Source organism: Corynebacterium stercoris (genome assembly GCF_024160105.1).
Lineage (GTDB): Bacteria > Actinomycetota > Actinomycetes > Mycobacteriales > Mycobacteriaceae > Corynebacterium > Corynebacterium stercoris.
Genome location: NZ_JAMFTQ010000006.1, coordinates 43,867 through 61,583 on the forward strand (window position 1 = coordinate 43,867; position 17,717 = coordinate 61,583).

General features: G+C 69.5%; 16 protein-coding genes. 3 read left to right on the forward strand and 13 right to left on the reverse strand.

Translation table 11 applies throughout. The features are described 5' to 3' along the window. Positions 1-4: 4 nt before the first annotated feature. Both alr and M5J20_RS06350 read right to left on the reverse strand, forming a co-directional pair. Positions 5-1,096 (reverse strand): alanine racemase, encoded by a 1,092-nt coding sequence (gene alr, locus M5J20_RS06345; RefSeq protein ID WP_253577682.1) that lies wholly within the window; start codon positions 1,094-1,096, stop codon positions 5-7. 30 nt (positions 1,097-1,126) lie between these two features. Continuing rightward, a complete protein-coding gene (locus M5J20_RS06350) occupies positions 1,127-1,786 on the reverse strand; it encodes a hypothetical protein (RefSeq protein ID WP_253577683.1) in 660 nt (219 codons plus the stop codon). Positions 1,787-1,921: 135 nt separating this feature from the next. Between M5J20_RS06350 and M5J20_RS06355 the strand changes: the two genes are divergently transcribed. After that, entirely contained in the window at positions 1,922-2,776 is an 855-nt protein-coding gene (locus M5J20_RS06355; protein ID WP_253577685.1) for a dienelactone hydrolase family protein, read from the forward strand. Positions 2,777-2,862: 86 nt separating this feature from the next. On the opposite strand, the gene M5J20_RS06360 is transcribed toward M5J20_RS06355, so the two are convergent. The 10 genes from M5J20_RS06360 to eccCa all read right to left on the reverse strand — a co-directional run bounded on the left by M5J20_RS06360 (position 2,863) and on the right by eccCa (position 13,776). Further along, the gene (locus M5J20_RS06360; protein ID WP_253577687.1) at positions 2,863-3,135 is read right to left on the reverse strand and encodes a hypothetical protein; all 273 of its coding nucleotides are present in this window, start codon (positions 3,133-3,135) and stop codon (positions 2,863-2,865) included. Beyond that, positions 3,136-5,217: a hypothetical protein gene (locus tag M5J20_RS06365; RefSeq protein ID WP_253577688.1), complete on the reverse strand. Its 2,082-nt coding sequence runs from the start codon at positions 5,215-5,217 to the stop codon at positions 3,136-3,138. Continuing rightward, the gene (locus tag M5J20_RS06370) at positions 5,217-5,507 is read right to left on the reverse strand and encodes a hypothetical protein (RefSeq protein WP_253577690.1); all 291 of its coding nucleotides are present in this window, start codon (positions 5,505-5,507) and stop codon (positions 5,217-5,219) included. The genes M5J20_RS06365 and M5J20_RS06370 overlap by 1 nt, the downstream gene beginning before the upstream one ends. Positions 5,508-5,657: 150 nt before the next feature. Beyond that, positions 5,658-7,001, reverse strand: a complete 1,344-nt coding sequence (gene glmM / locus M5J20_RS06375; protein ID WP_253577692.1) for a phosphoglucosamine mutase — start codon at positions 6,999-7,001, stop codon at positions 5,658-5,660. A gap of 104 nt (positions 7,002-7,105) precedes the next feature. Next, complete coding sequence (rpsI, locus tag M5J20_RS06380; protein ID WP_253577694.1) at positions 7,106-7,663, reverse strand: 30S ribosomal protein S9; 558 nt, start codon at positions 7,661-7,663, stop codon at positions 7,106-7,108. Then, positions 7,663-8,106 carry a 50S ribosomal protein L13 gene (gene rplM, locus M5J20_RS06385; RefSeq protein WP_253577696.1) on the reverse strand — a complete coding sequence of 148 codons (444 nt, stop codon included), beginning with the start codon at positions 8,104-8,106 and terminating at the stop codon, positions 7,663-7,665. The genes rpsI and rplM overlap by 1 nt, the downstream gene beginning before the upstream one ends. A gap of 281 nt (positions 8,107-8,387) precedes the next feature. Next, entirely contained in the window at positions 8,388-8,672 is a 285-nt protein-coding gene (locus tag M5J20_RS06390; protein WP_253577698.1) for a WXG100 family type VII secretion target, read from the reverse strand. 21 nt (positions 8,673-8,693) lie between these two features. After that, on the reverse strand, positions 8,694-9,011 hold the full coding sequence (locus tag M5J20_RS06395) for a WXG100 family type VII secretion target (RefSeq protein ID WP_253577700.1): 318 nt from the start codon (positions 9,009-9,011) through the stop codon (positions 8,694-8,696). A 116-nt stretch (positions 9,012-9,127) separates the two neighbouring features. Then, positions 9,128-10,072, reverse strand: coding sequence for a type VII secretion-associated protein (locus tag M5J20_RS06400; protein ID WP_253577702.1), 945 nt, complete (start codon positions 10,070-10,072; stop codon positions 9,128-9,130). Then, entirely contained in the window at positions 10,069-13,776 is a 3,708-nt protein-coding gene (eccCa, locus tag M5J20_RS06405; RefSeq protein WP_253577704.1) for a type VII secretion protein EccCa, read from the reverse strand. The genes M5J20_RS06400 and eccCa overlap by 4 nt, the downstream gene beginning before the upstream one ends. Positions 13,777-13,949: 173 nt before the next feature. Between eccCa and eccD the strand changes: the two genes are divergently transcribed. Together eccD and M5J20_RS06415 are read left to right on the forward strand one after the other, a co-directional pair. Next, on the forward strand, positions 13,950-15,242 hold the full coding sequence (gene eccD / locus M5J20_RS06410) for a type VII secretion integral membrane protein EccD (protein WP_253577705.1): 1,293 nt from the start codon (positions 13,950-13,952) through the stop codon (positions 15,240-15,242). Then, complete coding sequence (locus tag M5J20_RS06415; RefSeq protein ID WP_253577707.1) at positions 15,242-16,393, forward strand: S8 family serine peptidase; 1,152 nt, start codon at positions 15,242-15,244, stop codon at positions 16,391-16,393. Before eccD ends, M5J20_RS06415 begins: the two co-directional genes overlap by 1 nt. Here M5J20_RS06415 and eccB read toward each other — a convergent pair. Then, positions 16,390-17,655: a type VII secretion protein EccB gene (gene eccB / locus M5J20_RS06420; protein ID WP_253577709.1), complete on the reverse strand. Its 1,266-nt coding sequence runs from the start codon at positions 17,653-17,655 to the stop codon at positions 16,390-16,392. The genes M5J20_RS06415 and eccB overlap by 4 nt on opposite strands. Positions 17,656-17,717 lie beyond the last annotated feature (62 nt).

Consider the following 17,717-nt stretch of genomic DNA (forward strand, 5'->3'; position numbering starts at 1 on the left):
CTCCTTACGTACCCACGTACTCGCGCCTGGTCCTGCCCTTCGGGGCGCAGACCACTTCGTAATTAATACTGCCTACGGCATCCGCGAACTCCGTAGCAGTGACACCGCCTTCGCCGAAGAAGATGGCTTCGTCGCCGGGGCACACGCCGCGGGCGTTGTCGCCGAGCCAGAGCACCACCTGGTCCATGCACACCCGGCCGACCACCGGGTAGCGCACCCCGTTCACCGTCGGCGCGACGTGCGGCTGCCATGCGCGGACCAGCCCGTCCGCATAGCCCGCAGGCACCACCGCGGTGTAGCCGTCGCGCGGCGCACGCCAGGTCAGACCGTAACTCACCGGCTCATCCGAACTCACACGCTTCACCGCCAGGATGGTGCCCGCCCACGTCATCGCGGGGCGCAGCCCGTGGTCTTGCCCGGCGATCGGCTCCAACCCGTAGAGGCTCACCCCCGGGCGCACTTGTTGGAAATGCAGATCGGGCCGCGCCCACGTGCCGGGCGAGTTCGCCAGGTGGTTCACCGCGGGCGTGAGGCCCGCAGCTTCTGCGCGCGCAATGGCATCACGGAATCGCTCGCCCTGCAGGTCGTTGTACGAATCCTCCGGCGAATCGGCGTAGGCGAGGTGGCTCATCAACCCCGCGACGCGGATCGCCCCGGCGCGCTCCAGCTCTGCGGCCTCGGTGAAGGCGGCGTCCCACTCCGCCTCATCGAAGCCCGAGCGGTGCATGCCAGTGTCCACTTTGAGGTAGACGGTGCGCGGTGCGGCCGGCAAGGAAACGTCGGCAAGCGTGCGCAAGTGCTGCCTCGTCGGTACGCCGAGCTCGATGCCGTCCGGGATTTCCTCCCCCGGCGCCCACAGCCACGCGATGACGGGCAGGTCTGTCACGGCCTGCACCGCACGCGCCTCGGCAAAGGTGGCGACTCCGAATGCGTCTGCGCCGTGCGCGGCCATCACCGGCACGCACCGCTCGATGCCGTGGTTGTAGGCGTCGGCCTTGACCACGCACACCAGCCGCGCGTCGCCCGCCTGCCGCTTGAGCACGGCGACGTTGTGGGCGATGGCCCCAAGATCAATGCGCGCGGTCAACGGGTACATGGCACACATTGTGCACCAGCGCGCCGCCTATTAAGCCAAGTGGATCACGCCGAGGCCGATGAGCAGCGCCGACACCGCCCACGTCGCGGCGAGGGTGACAATGCGGGGGTTCGCCCGCGCCCATTCGAAGCCGCGCCCCGCGGCACTGTCGGGCGCCTCGCGCACCCAGGCAACCAGCAGCGCGGTCAGTGTGGGCAGCGACAGCGCTACGGTGGCGTAGAGCGGAATGGTGGCGTAGCGCGTGGCCGGATCCACCCCGGCCGCCGAGAGCAGCGCAAGCCCGCCGTAAAACGGCATCGACGTCGCGGATTGCACCAGGCCCAGGATGAAACCGGTGAGCATGGTCAGCGGATTCGGTGTCTTCAGGGGGCCGAGGATGCGCGCCACCAGCGCCGAATTGTCGCCGCCCCGCAACGCAAGCAGCCCGGTGACCACGCCCGTTGCGATGAGGACAATGCCGAACACTGGCCCGTCGACGAAGCGTTGCACGGCGGGTCCGAGACTGTCGAAAATCACCAGCATCAGCGTCGCCAGCGCCGCCACGCCCAGCCAGTCGCCCGCAATGAGCAGCGACGTCACCTTGCCGTAGCGCCCGCCCCCGCGAGGCGCCATGATGCCCACCGCCACAATCACGGCAATGAGCAGCAGGTTGATGGAGTCGATGAACGCAAGCCACAGTGCCCCGAGCATCGCGCCTCCTTCCCGCCGGCTAAATGGACCTGTGCAACACTAAACCATCGCACCCCGCGCCCGGGGCTTTCAGGCGCGTGCCGACGCCTGTCTTCCCAGCCAATTGAAATACACAAATCAAGTAAGCTCTATCCCGTGTCTGCGAATTTGAAACAACTGTCTGATCTGTCCAAGCGCGGCCCGCACCGGGTCATGGAGGGGGACCTCGGTTACACCGGCCTACCGGGCAAGGTGTACGCGCCGGCTGAGGGCCGCGACCTGCCGGGGGTCGCGTTCGGCCATGATTGGCGCCGTGATTCCACCGCGTATGTGGAGACGCTGCGCCACTTGGCCAGCTGGGGCATCGTCGTCGCCGCCCCGGACACCGAGACGGGCCTGACCCCGGATCACACAGGTTTCGCCGCAGACCTCGAAACCGCGCTGCAGATCGTCGCAGGTGTGCGCATCGGCAACGGCAACATCACCGTCTCGCCGGGCAAGCTCGCGCTGGTCGGCCACGGCATGGGCGGTGGCGCGGCTGTCCTCGCCGCGGTGGATAACCAGAAGGTCGCCGCCGTCGCGGCCGCCTACCCGTCCAACGTTGCGCCGTCTGCCGTCGAGGCGGCTCGCAACCTCTTCGTGCCGGGCCTCATCGTCGGCCCGGGCGAGGACTCCGATTCCCTGTTCAACCCGGGCAACCCGGCGAAGCTCGCGTACAACTGGGCCGGCGAGGTCTCCTACCGCTCGGTGAAGAAGGCCGACCAGCGCGGCTTCTCCGAGGACGGCATCGGTGCCCGCCTCATCGGCCTCGGCAAGTCCGACTCCAAGAATCAGGCCACCACCCGCGGCCTGATCACCGGCTTCCTCCTCCACCAGCTGGAGGAGGACAAGAAATACGCCGCGTTCTCCGACCCGGAGGCCACCGGCAAGGGCTTCACCTCCCTCTTCGGCGACGACCTGGCCCAGGCCGCTGGCCTCTCCCGCGACGACTCCCGCTTCTCCCTCTTCTAGAGGCTCCGGGCTTCCGCGGCTTCACCCGACGCGCTCCCCACGATGCAGACCGTGGGTGGCGCGCCGGGTTTTTCCCGCACCGGCGGCTACGCGTCGATTGAGCGCTCGGCGGCACTCGGCCCCTCGCGGCGCAGCACCGATTTCACCTGTCCCTGCGGACGCTCCCGACGCCGCGGCATGCCGTACTCCCCGCGCGGGATGTGTGTCGGCGGGCGCTGCGGGTGCAGTTCCCGCGACAGCGCTTGCTGCTGCGCGGTGATTTCCATTTTCCGTTGCGTTTCCCGCAGCACCGCCTCAAAGTCTTGCAATCGCTTCGCCGTGCGCCGCTGGTACATCTCCGCGAACTCGATGAAATCCATTTACCAATCCCCCAACTTTCTCATTCCCCATGCTTTGACGCTTTGCGTCGCTTCAATCTTCACCGCCGGGCGGTGACCCGGTCCCCCGCTCGGCTGCGTTGCCGGTGGCGGAGGTGGAGCCGCCGGAGCAGGCGCGCTTCCACCGCCCCCGCCGCCGCCGGTGCTTCCCGACGGCGCAGGTCCAGCCCCCGCAGCCCCCGGTGATGCCGCAGGTGCCGCCGCTGCCGGTGCTGCTGCTGCCGCTCCCTTCTTTGGCGGTGGCGCAGGCTCTTCAACCTTCGCCAGCTCAGGCGGCGGCGGAGTCACGCCACCCGCAGGAGGCGCGCCCGCCGGCTGCGTCGGCGCTGGCTGCATTGGCGCTGGCGCAGCGGGTGGCGGTGCCGTATGCGTGGCGCACTCCGCCCCCGGGCACGCCACGACCTCGCGCAGCAGGGTACGGAGGTGCTCGATGCCTCCCTGCACCGCGGCCGCGCCCGCCTGGCCCAGCGGGCCGAGCATGAGCTTTGCCGTCACCGACGGTGATGACGCGGGCTTAATCGCTTCAGCAGTGTCGCAGCCGAGGGCATCGAGCGGCGCATTCACGGTGAGCTCGAGGCCAAAGTCGAATGCGATGGTGAAGCTCAACGACTTCCTCTGCTTGCCCTCTGTGCCGGACGCTTCCGGCGCAGGAGGCACGGTCGCAGTCGTTTCCTGAGTAGCGGGCTCGATCCGCCGCGGTGTCTCCGCTGATGCTGTCCCGGGGACCGCGGCAGGGGTACTCGCCTTCTCTGGCAGCCCACTCTTCGGGGTTTCCACGGGGACGCAGCGGCAGAGTCTGTCGATGGGCTGCGGTGCCGGCGGCGTGTCGGGCACCGTCGGACGCGCCGGTGGCTGCGCCACGTCGGTCACCTTGGGCACTTCGAACGCGCCGGTACCGGCGGGCAACGTGGGCGCCGCGATCGTTCCTCCGACAGCAGGCGGCGGCACCGCGGTCGGTGTCGCGGCGGGCAGCGGCGCAGCAGGCGGCGGCGTCACTGTTACCGGTTCCGCAGCAGCCGGCGCGGTGATCGGGGTCTGCGCAGGAACCGGCTCGGCCGGGGTGACAACGGGCACGTGGAAAAGGTTGTCGTTGGCGGGCACTGCCGGCGCTGCAGGCGCAACCGTCGTTGGTGGTGCGGGTGCGGGGACAACTGGATCCGGCACCACCGGAACCGGAGTCGGTGCCGCAGGAGTCGGAGCTGACGGCACCGGTTGCGGTGCCCCACCAGTTGGGCCGACGGCCGGCGGCAGCGTCACCGTCGGCGTCGGTCGCGGCTGGGGGCGCACCTCGGGCGCGGGCTGGGGCGTCGGCGCAGGCGGGGGAGCCACCTTCGGCGCCACCGGCGGCGACGGCTGCTTGTTCTCAGGCTGCTTGTTCTCGGGCTGCTTGGTCCCCGGCTGCTTGCCGGCCGGCTCTTTGCACTTGTCGCCGTAGGTCACCGGCGCTTCGGGCTTCTTGTCGGCCACGTCCCTGACGCACTCTTCGATGCCGTCCAAGCAGGTCTCGATGGCGTCGTTGCCGTCCAGCACTAGATCCAGCGCCCAGCTCAGGGCCTTGAACACGAGCTCCACAGCGAAAGGAATGAGCTTGGTGATGCCGAACTTGAGGATGAGCTCCAAAAACGCCTTCGCCGGCTTGATCAGCAGCGGCACGGCCCGGCACATGGTGTCGCGGATCCGCTCGATGGCTGTGCAGCATTTCCGGATTTGCGAACCCACCTTGCCGACGTTCGCAAAATGGGTGCGCTCCCGGGCGGCGTCGGCACGCTCGCGGGGCGTGATCCCCACCTCGGCGAACCAGCGCTCCGAACCCTCCGGCGCTTTCACCTGCGAGTTCTTGACCTCGATCGTGGCCTTCGCCGAGCCGCAGCCGGCGAGGCCGATCGTCACCGAGGCGCCGCGGAACCCGGCGAAGTTCTGCCCCTCGCAGCGCCGCACATTGCCCAGCACGTCCTGCGCAGTCGCGCTCACCGCGGCCTTCGTACCAGCGCCGACACCAGGCGCCGCGTTCACGGCGGCCACGGTCTCCCGCACGACGGACCGCACCGCCCCCGTCGACGCCATCACAGCCCGTTCACCTTCCCGAACGCGGCGGCGTTGGAGGCGTCGAGGTGCTCCACGTCGTCGGCAAGCGCCAGCACGCTCTCCCACGTGCGCGAGCGCGCGGCGAGGAAATCCTGCGTCGTGCTGTGCAGCGCATCCAGGGCGGCAGCGATGCGCGCGCCGCGGTCCGCGAACCCCTCGCCGAAATCAGCCGCTGCAATATCTACCCGGTTCGCGTCGAGCGCCTGCGCGGCGGCATCGTAGGCAGCGATGGCCTCGCCGTAATAAGCGCGGACCACCCCCGTATCCATGTCGGGTCCAACAAAGGTTTCCAAGGCTTACCCCCAAAAAGCGTGAGGGCCGGGACAACCCGGCCCGTGTCTGAATAGTCTTCACATATTCAGACTCCCCCAAACGCCCTTCGGTTCCCTCGAAGGGCGAAAATTTTTCCCGCGCTCAGATTAAACCGTGGCGACGGCCGCCGCCAGCCGACCCGCAACCTTGCGCGCCTGCTCCTCCTCGGCAGCCTCCACCATCACGCGGAACAGCTCCTCGGTGCCGGACGGGCGCAGCAGCACGCGGCCGGCGTCGCCAAGCTCCTGCTCCGCGGCGCGGATCGCCTCCTGTACCTCAGGCGCGTCGAGGATCCTGCCCTTGTCGGACACCGGCACGTTGATGAGCACCTGCGGCAGCACCTTCATCACGCTCGCCAGCTCGGCGAGTGTCTTGCCCGTCTCGGCCATGCGCGCCATGAGCATCAGGCCCGTCAGGGTGCCGTCGCCCGTGGTGGCGTGGGAGGGCAGCACCACGTGGCCGGACTGCTCGCCGCCCAGCGAGTAATCGCCGCGGCCCAGCTCTTCGAGCACGTAGCGGTCCCCCACCGCAGTCTCCTTGAGCGTGATGCCGTGCTCCTTCATCGCCAGCTTCAGGCCCAAATTGCTCATCACCGTGGCCACCAGGGTGTTGTCCACCAGCGCGTTGCGCTCCTGCATGCCGGTGGCCAGGATCGCCATGATCTGGTCGCCGTCGACGATGTTGCCCGCCGCGTCCACCGCCAAGCAGCGGTCCGCGTCGCCGTCGTGCGCCAAGCCGATGTCGGCGCCGTGCTCCACCACAGCCGCCTGGATCTGCTCCATGTGGGTGGAGCCGGAGCCGTCGTTGATGTTGAAGGCATTCGGGGCGTTGAAGATCGCGGTCACCTCCGCGCCGGCGGCGGCGTAGGCGCGCGGGGCGACCTCGGAGGCGGCGCCGTTCGCGCAGTCCACCACCACCTTGATGCCGCTGAGGTCCTGCGTCACCGCGTCCTTCAGGTGCGCCAGGTAGCGTTCGCGCGCGTCCGGCGCCTCCTCGATGACGCGGCCGATGCCGGTCCCGGTCGGGCCGGTCTCCGCAAGTTCCGCCATGGCGGCCTCGATCTCATCTTCCACATCGTCGGGAAGCTTCTTGCCGCCGGCGGAGAAGAACTTGATGCCGTTGTCCGGCATCGGGTTGTGCGATGCCGAGATCATCACGCCGATATCCGCGCCGTAATCGTCCGTCAGAAACGCCAGGCCCGGGGTGGGGATCACGCCCACGCGCAGCACGTCCACGCCCTTCGACGCCATGCCGGCGGCCATCGCGGCGGCCAGCATCTCGCCGGAAACGCGCGGGTCGCGCCCGATCAGCGCGGTGGGGCGGCGGCGGTCCGAGCTCCGGTCCCGCGTCAGCACCGTCGCCGCGGCCGCACCGAGGCGCATGGCCAGCGACGCAGTCAACGCCTCATTCGCTAGCCCGCGCACACCGTCAGTTCCAAACAGTCGAGTCATGGCGTTCATTATGCCCGAGCGTCGGCACGCAAAAAGCTCCCCCCGAGGGAAACGGAGGGAGCTTCGAGCTTGCCGACGGCGCGAATCCAGCGCCGCAGCAGCGATTAACGCTTGGAGTACTGCGGTGCGCGGCGGGCCTTGTGCAGACCAGCCTTCTTGCGCTCCACGGCACGCGCGTCACGGGTGAGCAGGCCAGCCTTCTTCAGGGTCGGGCGCTCAGCCGGGTTGTAGATGTTCAGTGCACGGGCGATAGCCAGGCGCAGCGCACCTGCCTGGCCGGTCGGGCCGCCGCCGCCGATGTTGGCCTTGATGTCGAACTGGCCCTCGCGCTCGAGCAGGGTCAGCGGCTGCAGGATGTCCTGCTGGTGCAGCTTGTTCGGGAAGTAGTCCTCGAACTCGCGGCCGTTGACGGTGATCTTGCCCTCGCCCTCGGTGACGGTCACGCGAGCGATTGCGCGCTTACGACGGCCGACGGTCTGGATCGGGCCCTCGTGCAGCTGCACCGGCTCGGCGAACTCGCCCTCGGTCTCCTCGACCTCCGGTGCGATCGCGTCACCGATGGTGTAGTTGAACTCCTCGGTCGCCGCAGTTGCGTGGTCGATGTCGGTGTCCAGCGCCTCAGCTGCGTAGTTGTCCTCGGCGTAGTTGTTCGGCTCGGTCATTACTGTGCCACCTGCTTAAACTCGAAGGTCTCGGGCTGCTGGCCGGCGTGCGGGTGCTCCGCACCGACGTAGACGTGCAGCTTCTTGATGGACTCGCGGGAAAGCCTGTTGTGCGGCATCATGCCCTTCACAGCTTCCTCGATGACGCGGTCCGGACGCTCGTCCAGCGCGCGGCCCAGGGTCATGGACTTCAGACCACCCGGGTAACCGGAGTGGCGGTAGCGCATCTCGCGATCGCGCTTGTTGGACGAGATGTGGATCTTGTCGGCGTTGATCACGATGACGTGATCGCCGGTGTCGACGTTCGGTGCGAACTGCGGCTTGTGCTTACCGCGCAGCAGGTCAGCTACGGTGGAAGCGAGCTTGCCCAGCACCACGTCGGTTGCGTCGATGACGTACCACTTGCGGGTAATGTCACCGCTCTTCGGGTGGTAAGTAGACATGCATGACTCCTTAAAGTCTGTCTAGAGGCTGCCGGCCAGGTGAAGCGCCGTGCACTCCGCTTTCCGACGGCGGCCGGTGGAGACCCGACGGAAAGTGCGCGGGCAAAAGCTAAGCACCGCGCGGCACACAGGTGTTCAACCCTACGCCACCCGCCCACCATGACCAAAACGCCGATTTCGGCCCAAGAACGAGGAAACGCCCCGCGCACCGTGGCCACCCCTACTCCCCCAAGGTCCCCCCGAGGTGGTGGTGTCGGTGCGCGGGGCGTACGTGCCCCGTCTTAGCCCCAGCTGTTCGCTGCCGCGGCGTTGACGGCCATCATCTGGTTGTTGCCCTCCTCTACGGTGTCGGCGATCTGGTTCAGGATGCGGTTGAGGTCGTCCGCCGCCTGGTCCCACTTGGCCTGGTGCGTGCGGTAGTTGGCGGCTGCGTCACCTTCCCAGGTGTCAGTCATCGGCTTGATCAGGTCCTTGAGGTCGGTGAGCTGGCCGTTGATGCGGACTGCGGAGGAACGGATGTCGGCGGTGGCGTTGGAGATCTGGGCGAAGTCGTACTTGATGTGCATGGTCGTGGTGTCCTTTCGTACTTAGAGCGCGAGGCCGGAGGTGGAGGCGAGGCGGTCGAGGCCCTCGGTGTTGGTCACGTCGGTGTTCTCGTAGTGCTTTGCGTTGTCCCGGATGTTCACGGCGATGGCGTTCAGCGCCTCGCCGAGGCGGCGCTGGGCGTCGTCGTAACGCAGCATCAGCTCGTCGAAGCTGCGCTGCGCGCGGCCCTCCCAGGACCCGCGCACGGACTGCGCGACATCCTGGATGCGGTCGATTTCACGGTTGACGTCAGCGTTGACAGCGTCCGCGTGGTCTGCGGTCGCACGCATGACCTCGGCTTCTGTTGCGAAATGGCTCATGGTGATTCCCCCTCGAAGGTGTAAACGGTGAGAGAACAGATCCGTTGAACTGTTCATGTATTGGACGCTGAAAACCCCGCTTCGGTTCCATCCGCGGCCAAACTTTTTTCTCTCGGCTACAAATCCCCAGTTCCGGGGGCATATTCGGCGGAATCGAACGCCATCCGGCACGTGGCCTGCTGCACGCGCGTGGGCACCCCGCGGGTCTGGCACGCAACGAAAATCTGGTGGGTGCCGTGCGGCCACGTCTTCCACATCACCTCCGAGCCGTCCCCGGGGCGCTCGATGTAGGTAAGGGCGAACCCGTCCGTTGCCACGAGCTCGGTCTGCGGGTCCGCCTCCACCTCGCGCCGCACCTGCTCCGCCATCGTCTCCGCTGGCAACGTGAACAGGTCGTCGACTGCGATGTGCAGCCGGAAATCGGGATCTGGGCCGGTGGCGCGCCACATCCCGGCGTCCTCCTCCAGCGTGAAGCCCGCGGGCAGCTCCACGCGCACCCCGGCGCGCTCGTGCACCACCGTCGCGGGCACAGGACTCACGCTTGCCGACGCCTGCGTTGCAACCGCACTGCTCGTCGCCGCCGCGCTGCTTGTCGATGGTGTGCTCTGGGTCGTCGCAACCTCGCCACCCGCCGCACCGAAGAGCGAGCGAGCTGTCACCACCACCGCGACGGCGCATGCCACCGCCACGCCTGCCACCACTGAGCCGATGATCCACACTGCCCGCCGGTCTTCCTCCACGGTGTCCACCGGCCGCCGCAGCTGCAGCGCTTCGGCACCCGGCGCCTGCGTAGGTGGAGCGCCCGGCGTATCCAGCACGTTGCTGGTGAGGAAAACGTCGTAGCCGGCGAGCGCCGCTTCGATCTCCGCCAGCCGCTCCGGTGACGCCGCAAGGTGCACCTCCGCGCCCTGCGGATCGGGGCCGAAAAGGTTGCGCACGTACGCCGCCACCTCGCGTGCCGACGGCGCGTCGAAGCGGTGCAGGTTCGCCGCCCCTGTGAACACAGTCGAGGTATCCGTCACCGTGATCCGCAGCGCGGGCCCGGCGGGCGCCTGCGTCACAGCGACCCGCCCTCCCCATACGGGGCGGCCAGCTGCACCGTGCCGACCACGTCGCCGGCTTGCACCAGCGTCGCCCTCCCCGGCGGCTGCGCACTTGGCCGCACGCCGAACAGGGATCCTTCTTCCCTCGTGCCGTCGAGAATGCAGACGTCGGGAAGCAGGTCCTTCAGCGCGCCGAGGAATCCGCCGTAGAGCGCCCGGGACACGCCGCCGAACTTGCGCGCGCAGATGACGTGGAGGCCGACGTCGCGCGCGTGCGGCAGCAGCGCCTCCACGTCGCGCAGGACGGGGTCGCCGACAAGATCGAAATCGTCGATGAGCAGGTACAGCTCCGGACCTTCCCACCAGGAGCGCGCCGCGAGCTGCTGGGGCGACACGTCCGCCCCGGGCAGCCGCGCGTTCAGCGTCGAGCTCAGGGCGCGCACCGCGTCCGCGATCGTGCTTGCCGACGCCGCATAGAACGCCACCATGTCCTCCCGAGCCCTCCCGAGGTGCGCGCGCCGCGGATCCAGGATGACCATCCGGGCTTCTTCCCGCGGCAGCGCCCCCACCGCCTCGATGGCGCTCGCGATCACCGTCGACTTGCCGGAACCCGTCGCACCGATGGCCAACAGGTGCCCGGAGGCGCAGGCGATGGGTTCGAGGCGCGGGCCGCCGACACCGATGGGAATCCCGCCTGCCTTTGCGAGGAGGTGCTCAACCGCGACGTGGGTCGGCAGTACCCGTAGCGCCGGCACCCGCGGCTGATCAGCGGTAACTTGGGCAACGTGCGCCAGGTCCTGGGCGCTGGTGCGGGCGAAGAGCATGAGCTTCGCTTCCGGCGTGAGGCCGATGCCGGGCCGGGCCGGCAGCTTCGTCTGGGCGGTGCGGTCGATGAGGGAATCCATCGGTTCTGTGAGCCCCAATTCCAGGCGCGTGGCCACCAAGTCGCGCACGCCGGTGCGCACCGCGCTCCACCGCTGGGTGGTCAACAGCAGGTGCACCCCGGCCGCCGGCCCTTCGGAAGCGATGCGGGTGAGCGGATCGCGCAGGTCCTCGAGCTTGGAATCGGTGGACAGGAGCGCGTGCCAGCCGTCGACGATGAGGAGGGTGTCCCGGCGCACCGTCTCAGCGCTGGCGGTGGCTGCGTCGTCGATGATGCTGGTCACCTCGTCGACGACGCGGCGCACGCGTTCTTCGTCGGCACGCGATGCCACACCGGCGACGTGCGGGAGCACCTCGAGGTCGGTGAGGCCGCCGCTGCCCGCGTCGATGGCGTACACCGCGACCTGGTCTGTGGTGTGGGTGAGCGCGAGCGAGGCGACGATGGTTTTCAGCGCCTCCGACTTGCCGGTTTGCGGTCCGCCGGCGATGGCTGCGTGGCCGCCGGACGCGGCGAGATCCAACAGCGCGGTGTCCTGGCGCTGGTGGTAAGGCTCGTCCACGATGCCGACGGGAATGCGCAAGTGGCCGTGCGATTCTTCGCCGGGCCGCAGCTCGTGCAGTTCGTAGGCGCCCGGCAGCGGCGGCAGCCACACCTGGTGGGCGCGCATCCCGGCGTGCTCGGCCAGCGCCGTCGTCCGGCGCACCACGGCGTCGACGACGGTGGTGGATTCGTCGGTGGTCACTGTCTCCGCGTCGTCGGCAAGCGCCTGCTCCTCCCACGCGCGCTCGGCGGCGTCCCAGCCGGTGAAGGGGCGCACCTGCACGGTAAGCGCGGCTTTGTGCTGCACCACCCGGCGCGTGAGCGGGCCCGACACGTAGGCGGCGCGGAAGCGGACCAGATCCGGCGAGGCGGCTTTGAGGAAACCGGAGCCCGGTTGGCCGGGCAGCTCGTAGGCGTCCGGAACGCCGAGGACCTGGCGGGATTCCGCGGCAGAGAAGGTTTTCAGACCGATGCGGTAGGACAGGTGCGAATCGAGACCGCGCAGCTTGCCTTCCTCCAGGCGCTGCGAGGCGAGCAGCAGGTGCACGCCGAGGGAGCGGCCGAGACGGCCGATGGCCACAAACAGCTCGGCGAAGTGCGGGTGCTGGGTGAGCAGCTCGGAGAACTCGTCAACCACCACTACCAGCGCGGGCAGGGGCGTGATGTCCGCGCCGCTGAGGCGCGCCGCGGTGTAGTCGGTGATGTTGGCGTAGTTGCCCGCCTTGCGCAGCAATTCCTGGCGGCGGTGCATCTCGCCGGAGAGCGCGTCGTACATGCGCTCCACCAGCACTGCCTCATCCTCGAGGTTCGTAATCACTGCCGACGTATGCGGCAACCCCTCGCAGCCGAGGAACGTCGCGCCGCCCTTGAAATCCACAAGCACCAGGTTCAGCTCGTCCGGCGAGTGCGTGGCGGCGAGCGCGATGACCAACGTCCTGAGCAGCTCGCTTTTGCCGCTGCCGGTCGCGCCGATGCACAGGCCGTGGGGGCCGGCGCCGCCGTGGGCCGCTTCCTTGATGTCCAAGAACACGGCGCGGCCTTCGGGCGTGGCACCGATCGGCACGGTGAGGCGCTGGCGGGTGCCCTCCCGCCCCGGCCACATCGCGGCGACGTCTGCGTCCGTCACGGCCTCGCCGTCGGCCAGCCCGTCCGGCCCGATGTCGCCCAACCGGTCGAGCCCCAGCATGGCCAGCACGTCGGCGCCGGTCTCTCCCGCGCCCTCGTCGGGGCGACGGTAGAACGCCAACCTGCGCGCCACGAGCGCAGCCTCCGCGTCGCTCAGCGGATCGGGCACGCCGAGGCGCTCTTCGCCGGTGCCGGTCAACGCCGTCATCGTCGCCGCACACACCAGATGCAGGGCATCCTCGTCGACGTAGAAGTCCGGGTCCGGGTGAAACGTGATCACGCAATCGCACTCATCAGCCCCGAGCAGCGGCGTTGTCGTGAAATTGGTGGGCTGCAAGGATGCGTCGATAAGCGCGATACGAAACGCCGCAGCCTCGGGCGCGCGAGTGTGCGGCAGCCATTTCGCCCAGCCGAAGCGGGTGCGGGTGGCGTCGATGCCCACCAGCTCCGGGCCGTGGAAAAACGCCAGCTGGCACAGCATCGCGCGGGCGACAGCCTCCGCGGCGGGGCCAGCCAGCGTCACTGCCGGGAACGCCGCGAGCTGCACCACGATCGGCATCGCGTGCACGGCGCTCACCGCGGCGACGGTGCGGCGCAAGCTCACCGCGCACACCGGGTCGAGGTCCTCGGGCGAACCCGGATCATCCACCTCGACCGGGGTGCACAGCGCGGTCGTGCCGGTGCCAACCCGCACCTGCAGCGCCTCCGGCGAGGAATCCAGCCGCTCCCACACGCGGTGCGTGGGCACGCCGGTTGCGAGCTCGCCCGGCGCGGGGTGCAGGTAGGTCATGTGCGAGCGCTGTTTCGCGCCGTTTGCCCGGGCCCGCGCCGCAAGGGCGTCGAGGTGGCGCAGGTATACGCGCCGGGTCTCGTCGATATCCCCCTGGCTTTCGCTGGGGTTGAACATGGCCACCATGCCCACCAGCATCATCAGCGGGAACATGAGCATCATCGGGCTCATGCCGCGGCCGGAGAGCGCCATGAGCGCCATCACCGCGCCGATCGCCACCACCATGATGACGGGGATGAGCACCCGCATCACCGGAACGGGCTGGTCTTTCTGCGCGGGCGGCACCGCCTCGGCGCGCAAGGTGCCGGCGGGCATCGGCGGCACGTCGACGGCAACCGCGAGCGCGGCGGGCGGGATGACTGGATTGTGGTCGAGGCCTAGCATGCTTCCCCCATTGAGCTGTCCCGCAGACGCCAGCTCCCCCGAGCCGGTCCCCCAATCTGTGGACGCGGGCGATACTCTACGCCATACTTGGGTGCACCGCGCGGCGCATGGGGGTTGCCGCGCACGCATCTTTCGGGGGTTTTACGTTGGTTGCCACGTCGGCTTACCACGTTGTGCGCGTCACCGTCCGCGTCAGCGTGGTCACTCTGCACCGCGACATTGATGTCACGCTGCCCACTTCTTCCACACTCGCGGAGGTCCTGCCGGAGCTCGCGCGCCTCATCGACCTGCCGGACATCCACCGGCCGTGGGTCGCCTCCACTGCCGGCGGCGCTCCCTTGGACATGCACACGCCGCTGCACAGACTCAAGCTTTACGACGGTTGCATTGTCACCCTCACGCCCGCCGAACCAGCCGCCCCGCCCGTGGTGCGCGATGCTGCGGAGTCGCTGCGGGCCGCAGCTGAAGGCGCCGGTGAGGCCCGGGGGCTCGCAGCCGCGGCCGGCATGGCGGGCGCGGCGTGCGCCGGGCTGCTCACCGGCGCTTTCACCGGCCTGCCGGCAGCGCTCGCGGTAGGCGGGCTAGCACTGGTGGTGATCGCGATGTTCACCCGCTCGGCGGCAATGTTCGCCCCGGTGCCCTACGTGCTGGGCGCGGCCGCGGGCTGCTGGGTTGCGGGCCTGCGGGAGGAGTGGCTGAGCGCCGTCGACCCCGCTATCGGCGCGCTCGTCGGAGCGGTGGCCGCGGTCACGGTCGCCGGCGCGGGCGCGATCCTCGGGCTCGCGGGGCCGGCCCAGGTCGCCTTCGCGTGCACCAGCGGCGCGGTCACTGCCTGCAGCGCGGTCGGCGCGTGGTTTCCCGCGGTCACCGCGCCGGCCGCCCTCGGGGTGCTCGCCTGCGTGCTCGCGGTGATGGCGACACCGGGTGTGGCCAGCCGCGCGGCCGGGTTGCGGATTCCACGCATCCCCACCGCCGGCGAGGAGTTCGATACGTCCGACGGCTACCAAGCGGACGTCGATACGCGCAGCGCCCGCGCGGTAACGATCGCCGGGGCGATGACTGCCGCGAGCGCTGTGTGCGCAGTTCCGGCGCTGGGCGTGCTGGGGTGGCGCGGCGGCGCGTGGGTGCTCGGCTTCTCGCTGTGCACCGCGGGCGCGGTGGGGTTGCACGCGTTGCGCCACCACTACGCTGTGCCGCGCAGTGCGCTCGTCGGCTTCGCGCTCGCTGCCGCACTCGCCGGTGTCGGCGCGGCGGCGCGCACCCCGAATCCGCACCCGGTCGCGGTCGCGGTGGCGATCCTGGCTGTCCTGCTCGTGGGCTCGGCACCGTTGTGGGCGCCCCGCCTGGGCGAATTGGAACCCACCACCGTCGTCTGGTTCGAGCGCGCGGAGATGGCCGCGATCATCGCCGTCATCCCGCTCGCGGTGCACCTCACCGGCACGTTCGCGATGATCAGGGGGCTGTGATGCGCCGTTTCCTCGCTAGCGCCGCAGCTCTCGCACTCGCCCTCCCCGCGCCGCAGCCAGCCGCCGCCCAGGATTACGCCTGCGCCGTGCCCGCCCACATCGCCACCGAGGCGTTGCCCGAACGGAATCCGCAGCTCGCGCTCCTGCACGAGTTCGCCACAGGGGCCGGGGTCCGCGTCGCCGTCATCGACACCGGCGTCGCGCCCACGGCCGAGCTCGACCAAGTCTTCTACAGCCGCGACTTCGTCGATATCTGGGCGCCCGCGCCGCATCTGGATTGCGACAGCCACGGCACCGTCGTCGCCGGCATCATCGGCGGCACTTCCCGCGGCATCGCCCCGGATGCGGAGATCATCGCCATCCGCCAGACCTCGGCCCATTACCGCACCTTCGTCGGCGAGGACGAGGTGCCCGGCGCGGGGAGCTTGCAGACGCTTGCCGACGCCATCCACAGCGCCCTCGACGAACACGCCAGCGTGATAAACATTTCCGTCGTGTCGTGCTTGGCACCCGATGTCGCAGGCCGCGTGGACACCAGCGGCATCGAGCACGCCCTGGCCCGCGCGGAGTACGAGGGCACCGTGGTCGTCGCCGCCGCCGGCAACGCCGGAAGTTCCTGCCACCAGGGCGACACCGTCATTCCCGCCCACTTCCCCACCGTGATTGCGGTGGGCGCGCGTGCCGACGCCTACACCATGGCCGAATACTCCATCGACGCCCCTGGGACACCGATCTCCGCGCCCGGCACCGTGGAGATCGCCCTCGCGTCCGACGGCGGCGGCTGGGCCGACGGCACCTGGACCCGCGAGGGCGCGGTGAGCCCCTATACGGGCACGAGCTTCGCGACGCCGGTGGTCTCGGGCGCGATCGCCCTGCTGCGGGAGCGTCACCCGGGGCTCACGCCGGCTGACATCCGGGAGCTCGTCGCCGCTTCCGCCGAGCCCAACGGCGGGGCACTCGACCCGCTCACGCTGCTCACAATGCTGCCGCCGGAGCCGGTCGACGCCCGCGAACCCGTCATCATCGAACCTACCGAGCACACGGTCCACTACTCCTCGCGGCGCGGGTGGCGCATGCTCGAGGCGCTGTTCATCGCGGCCGTCGCCGTGCTGTGCCGGCCGCGGATGCGCCCCGACGCTCAGCACTGCTAATACAGCGCCCGCATCGCGGCCTCGCGGGTCAGCTCGGCGCCTTCCGGCAGCAACCGGATGAGCGCCCAGGGCACTTCGGCGACGCGGTGGGCTCCGATCGTCGTCAAGGCATCGGCATCGTCAACCGCGTGGCGCAGCCCAGTCACTCCGACCACGTGGAAGCCGCGGCCGGTATCCACGCCGACCGCGCCGTCCGCCAGGCCAGCGAAGTGCGTGGCCGCCGATTCCCCGCCGAGCTCAACCGCACCAGCTTGCGCTTCCTCCAGGCTCCACACAGCGCCGCCGCCGGTGTCGGTCGCGCAGACGGCGGTCTCCTTCGGGTCGATCCACGTCGGTGCCACGCGCGGGAGCTTAAGCTCCACCTCCGGCGACGCATCGGCGTAAGCCGCGAGGTCCGCGCGATCGATGTCGACGGCGCTTACCCCTGCGTCGATAAGCAGGCGCCCCTGAAGCTGCGTGATTTCCTGGATGCCGCCGGTTTCGGAGAGCACCCACATGCTGTCGTCGGCGCGCAGGACGCCGAGCAGCGGCGACGGCAGCGCGTACGGCGGCAGTTCGGTGATGGTGGTGAGGACCTGGGGCGCTGGCTCCCAACGCGGCGTGCGCGTGGAGATGCGCAGGGCCCGCCGGATGATGCGCCCGGCCTCGCTGTCGGTGCTCGGGAGGAGTGCGCGGCCCTCGGCGGTGATCACCCATTCGCGGCCGTCGACCTCGGCCAGCACGGCCTCGTCCTCTCCGAGCGGGGCCGGCGCCTCGCCCGCACGGACGACGACTTTTTTGTCTGCCGCGCAGACAGACCAGGTGTCTTTATCGGGCGGAATCAAGGTCGCGGCATCCCCGCCCGGCGCGAACAGCGACGGCGCGGCGACAATCCCCACCGGAACGCCACGCGACAGCGCCGCGAGCGCCTCGTCGCCGATGCGCTCGGGTTCCGCATCGGTGCCGGCCACCAGCCGCGCGGAGGTGAGGTTGGTGACGGGGTGCACGGTGTCGTCGACACGCACGTAGAGCTCCCCGTCCGCCGCGCGCAGGATCGCGGCATCCCCCGGGTCCGGGTTCGGCCGCATCCACGCGAACAGCCCCATCACGCCGCTGGCCAGCAGGACCGTGACTGTTCCGAACGCCGCCGCGCGGCGCCGCGACGCCAGCGGGTCATGAATCATGCGCACGTCCCCGAAAATCAATCCGTGTTCCACCCGCCTGCGCATGAAGCGGTGGCCGGATACCTGCACTTTTGTCGTGGGCAGCAGCCGCTTCCCCATCGTGGTCCCCCCAAGAATCGCCCTGTGAATCGCGCCGGTTCCCCCGAACCAGGCGCGTTCAC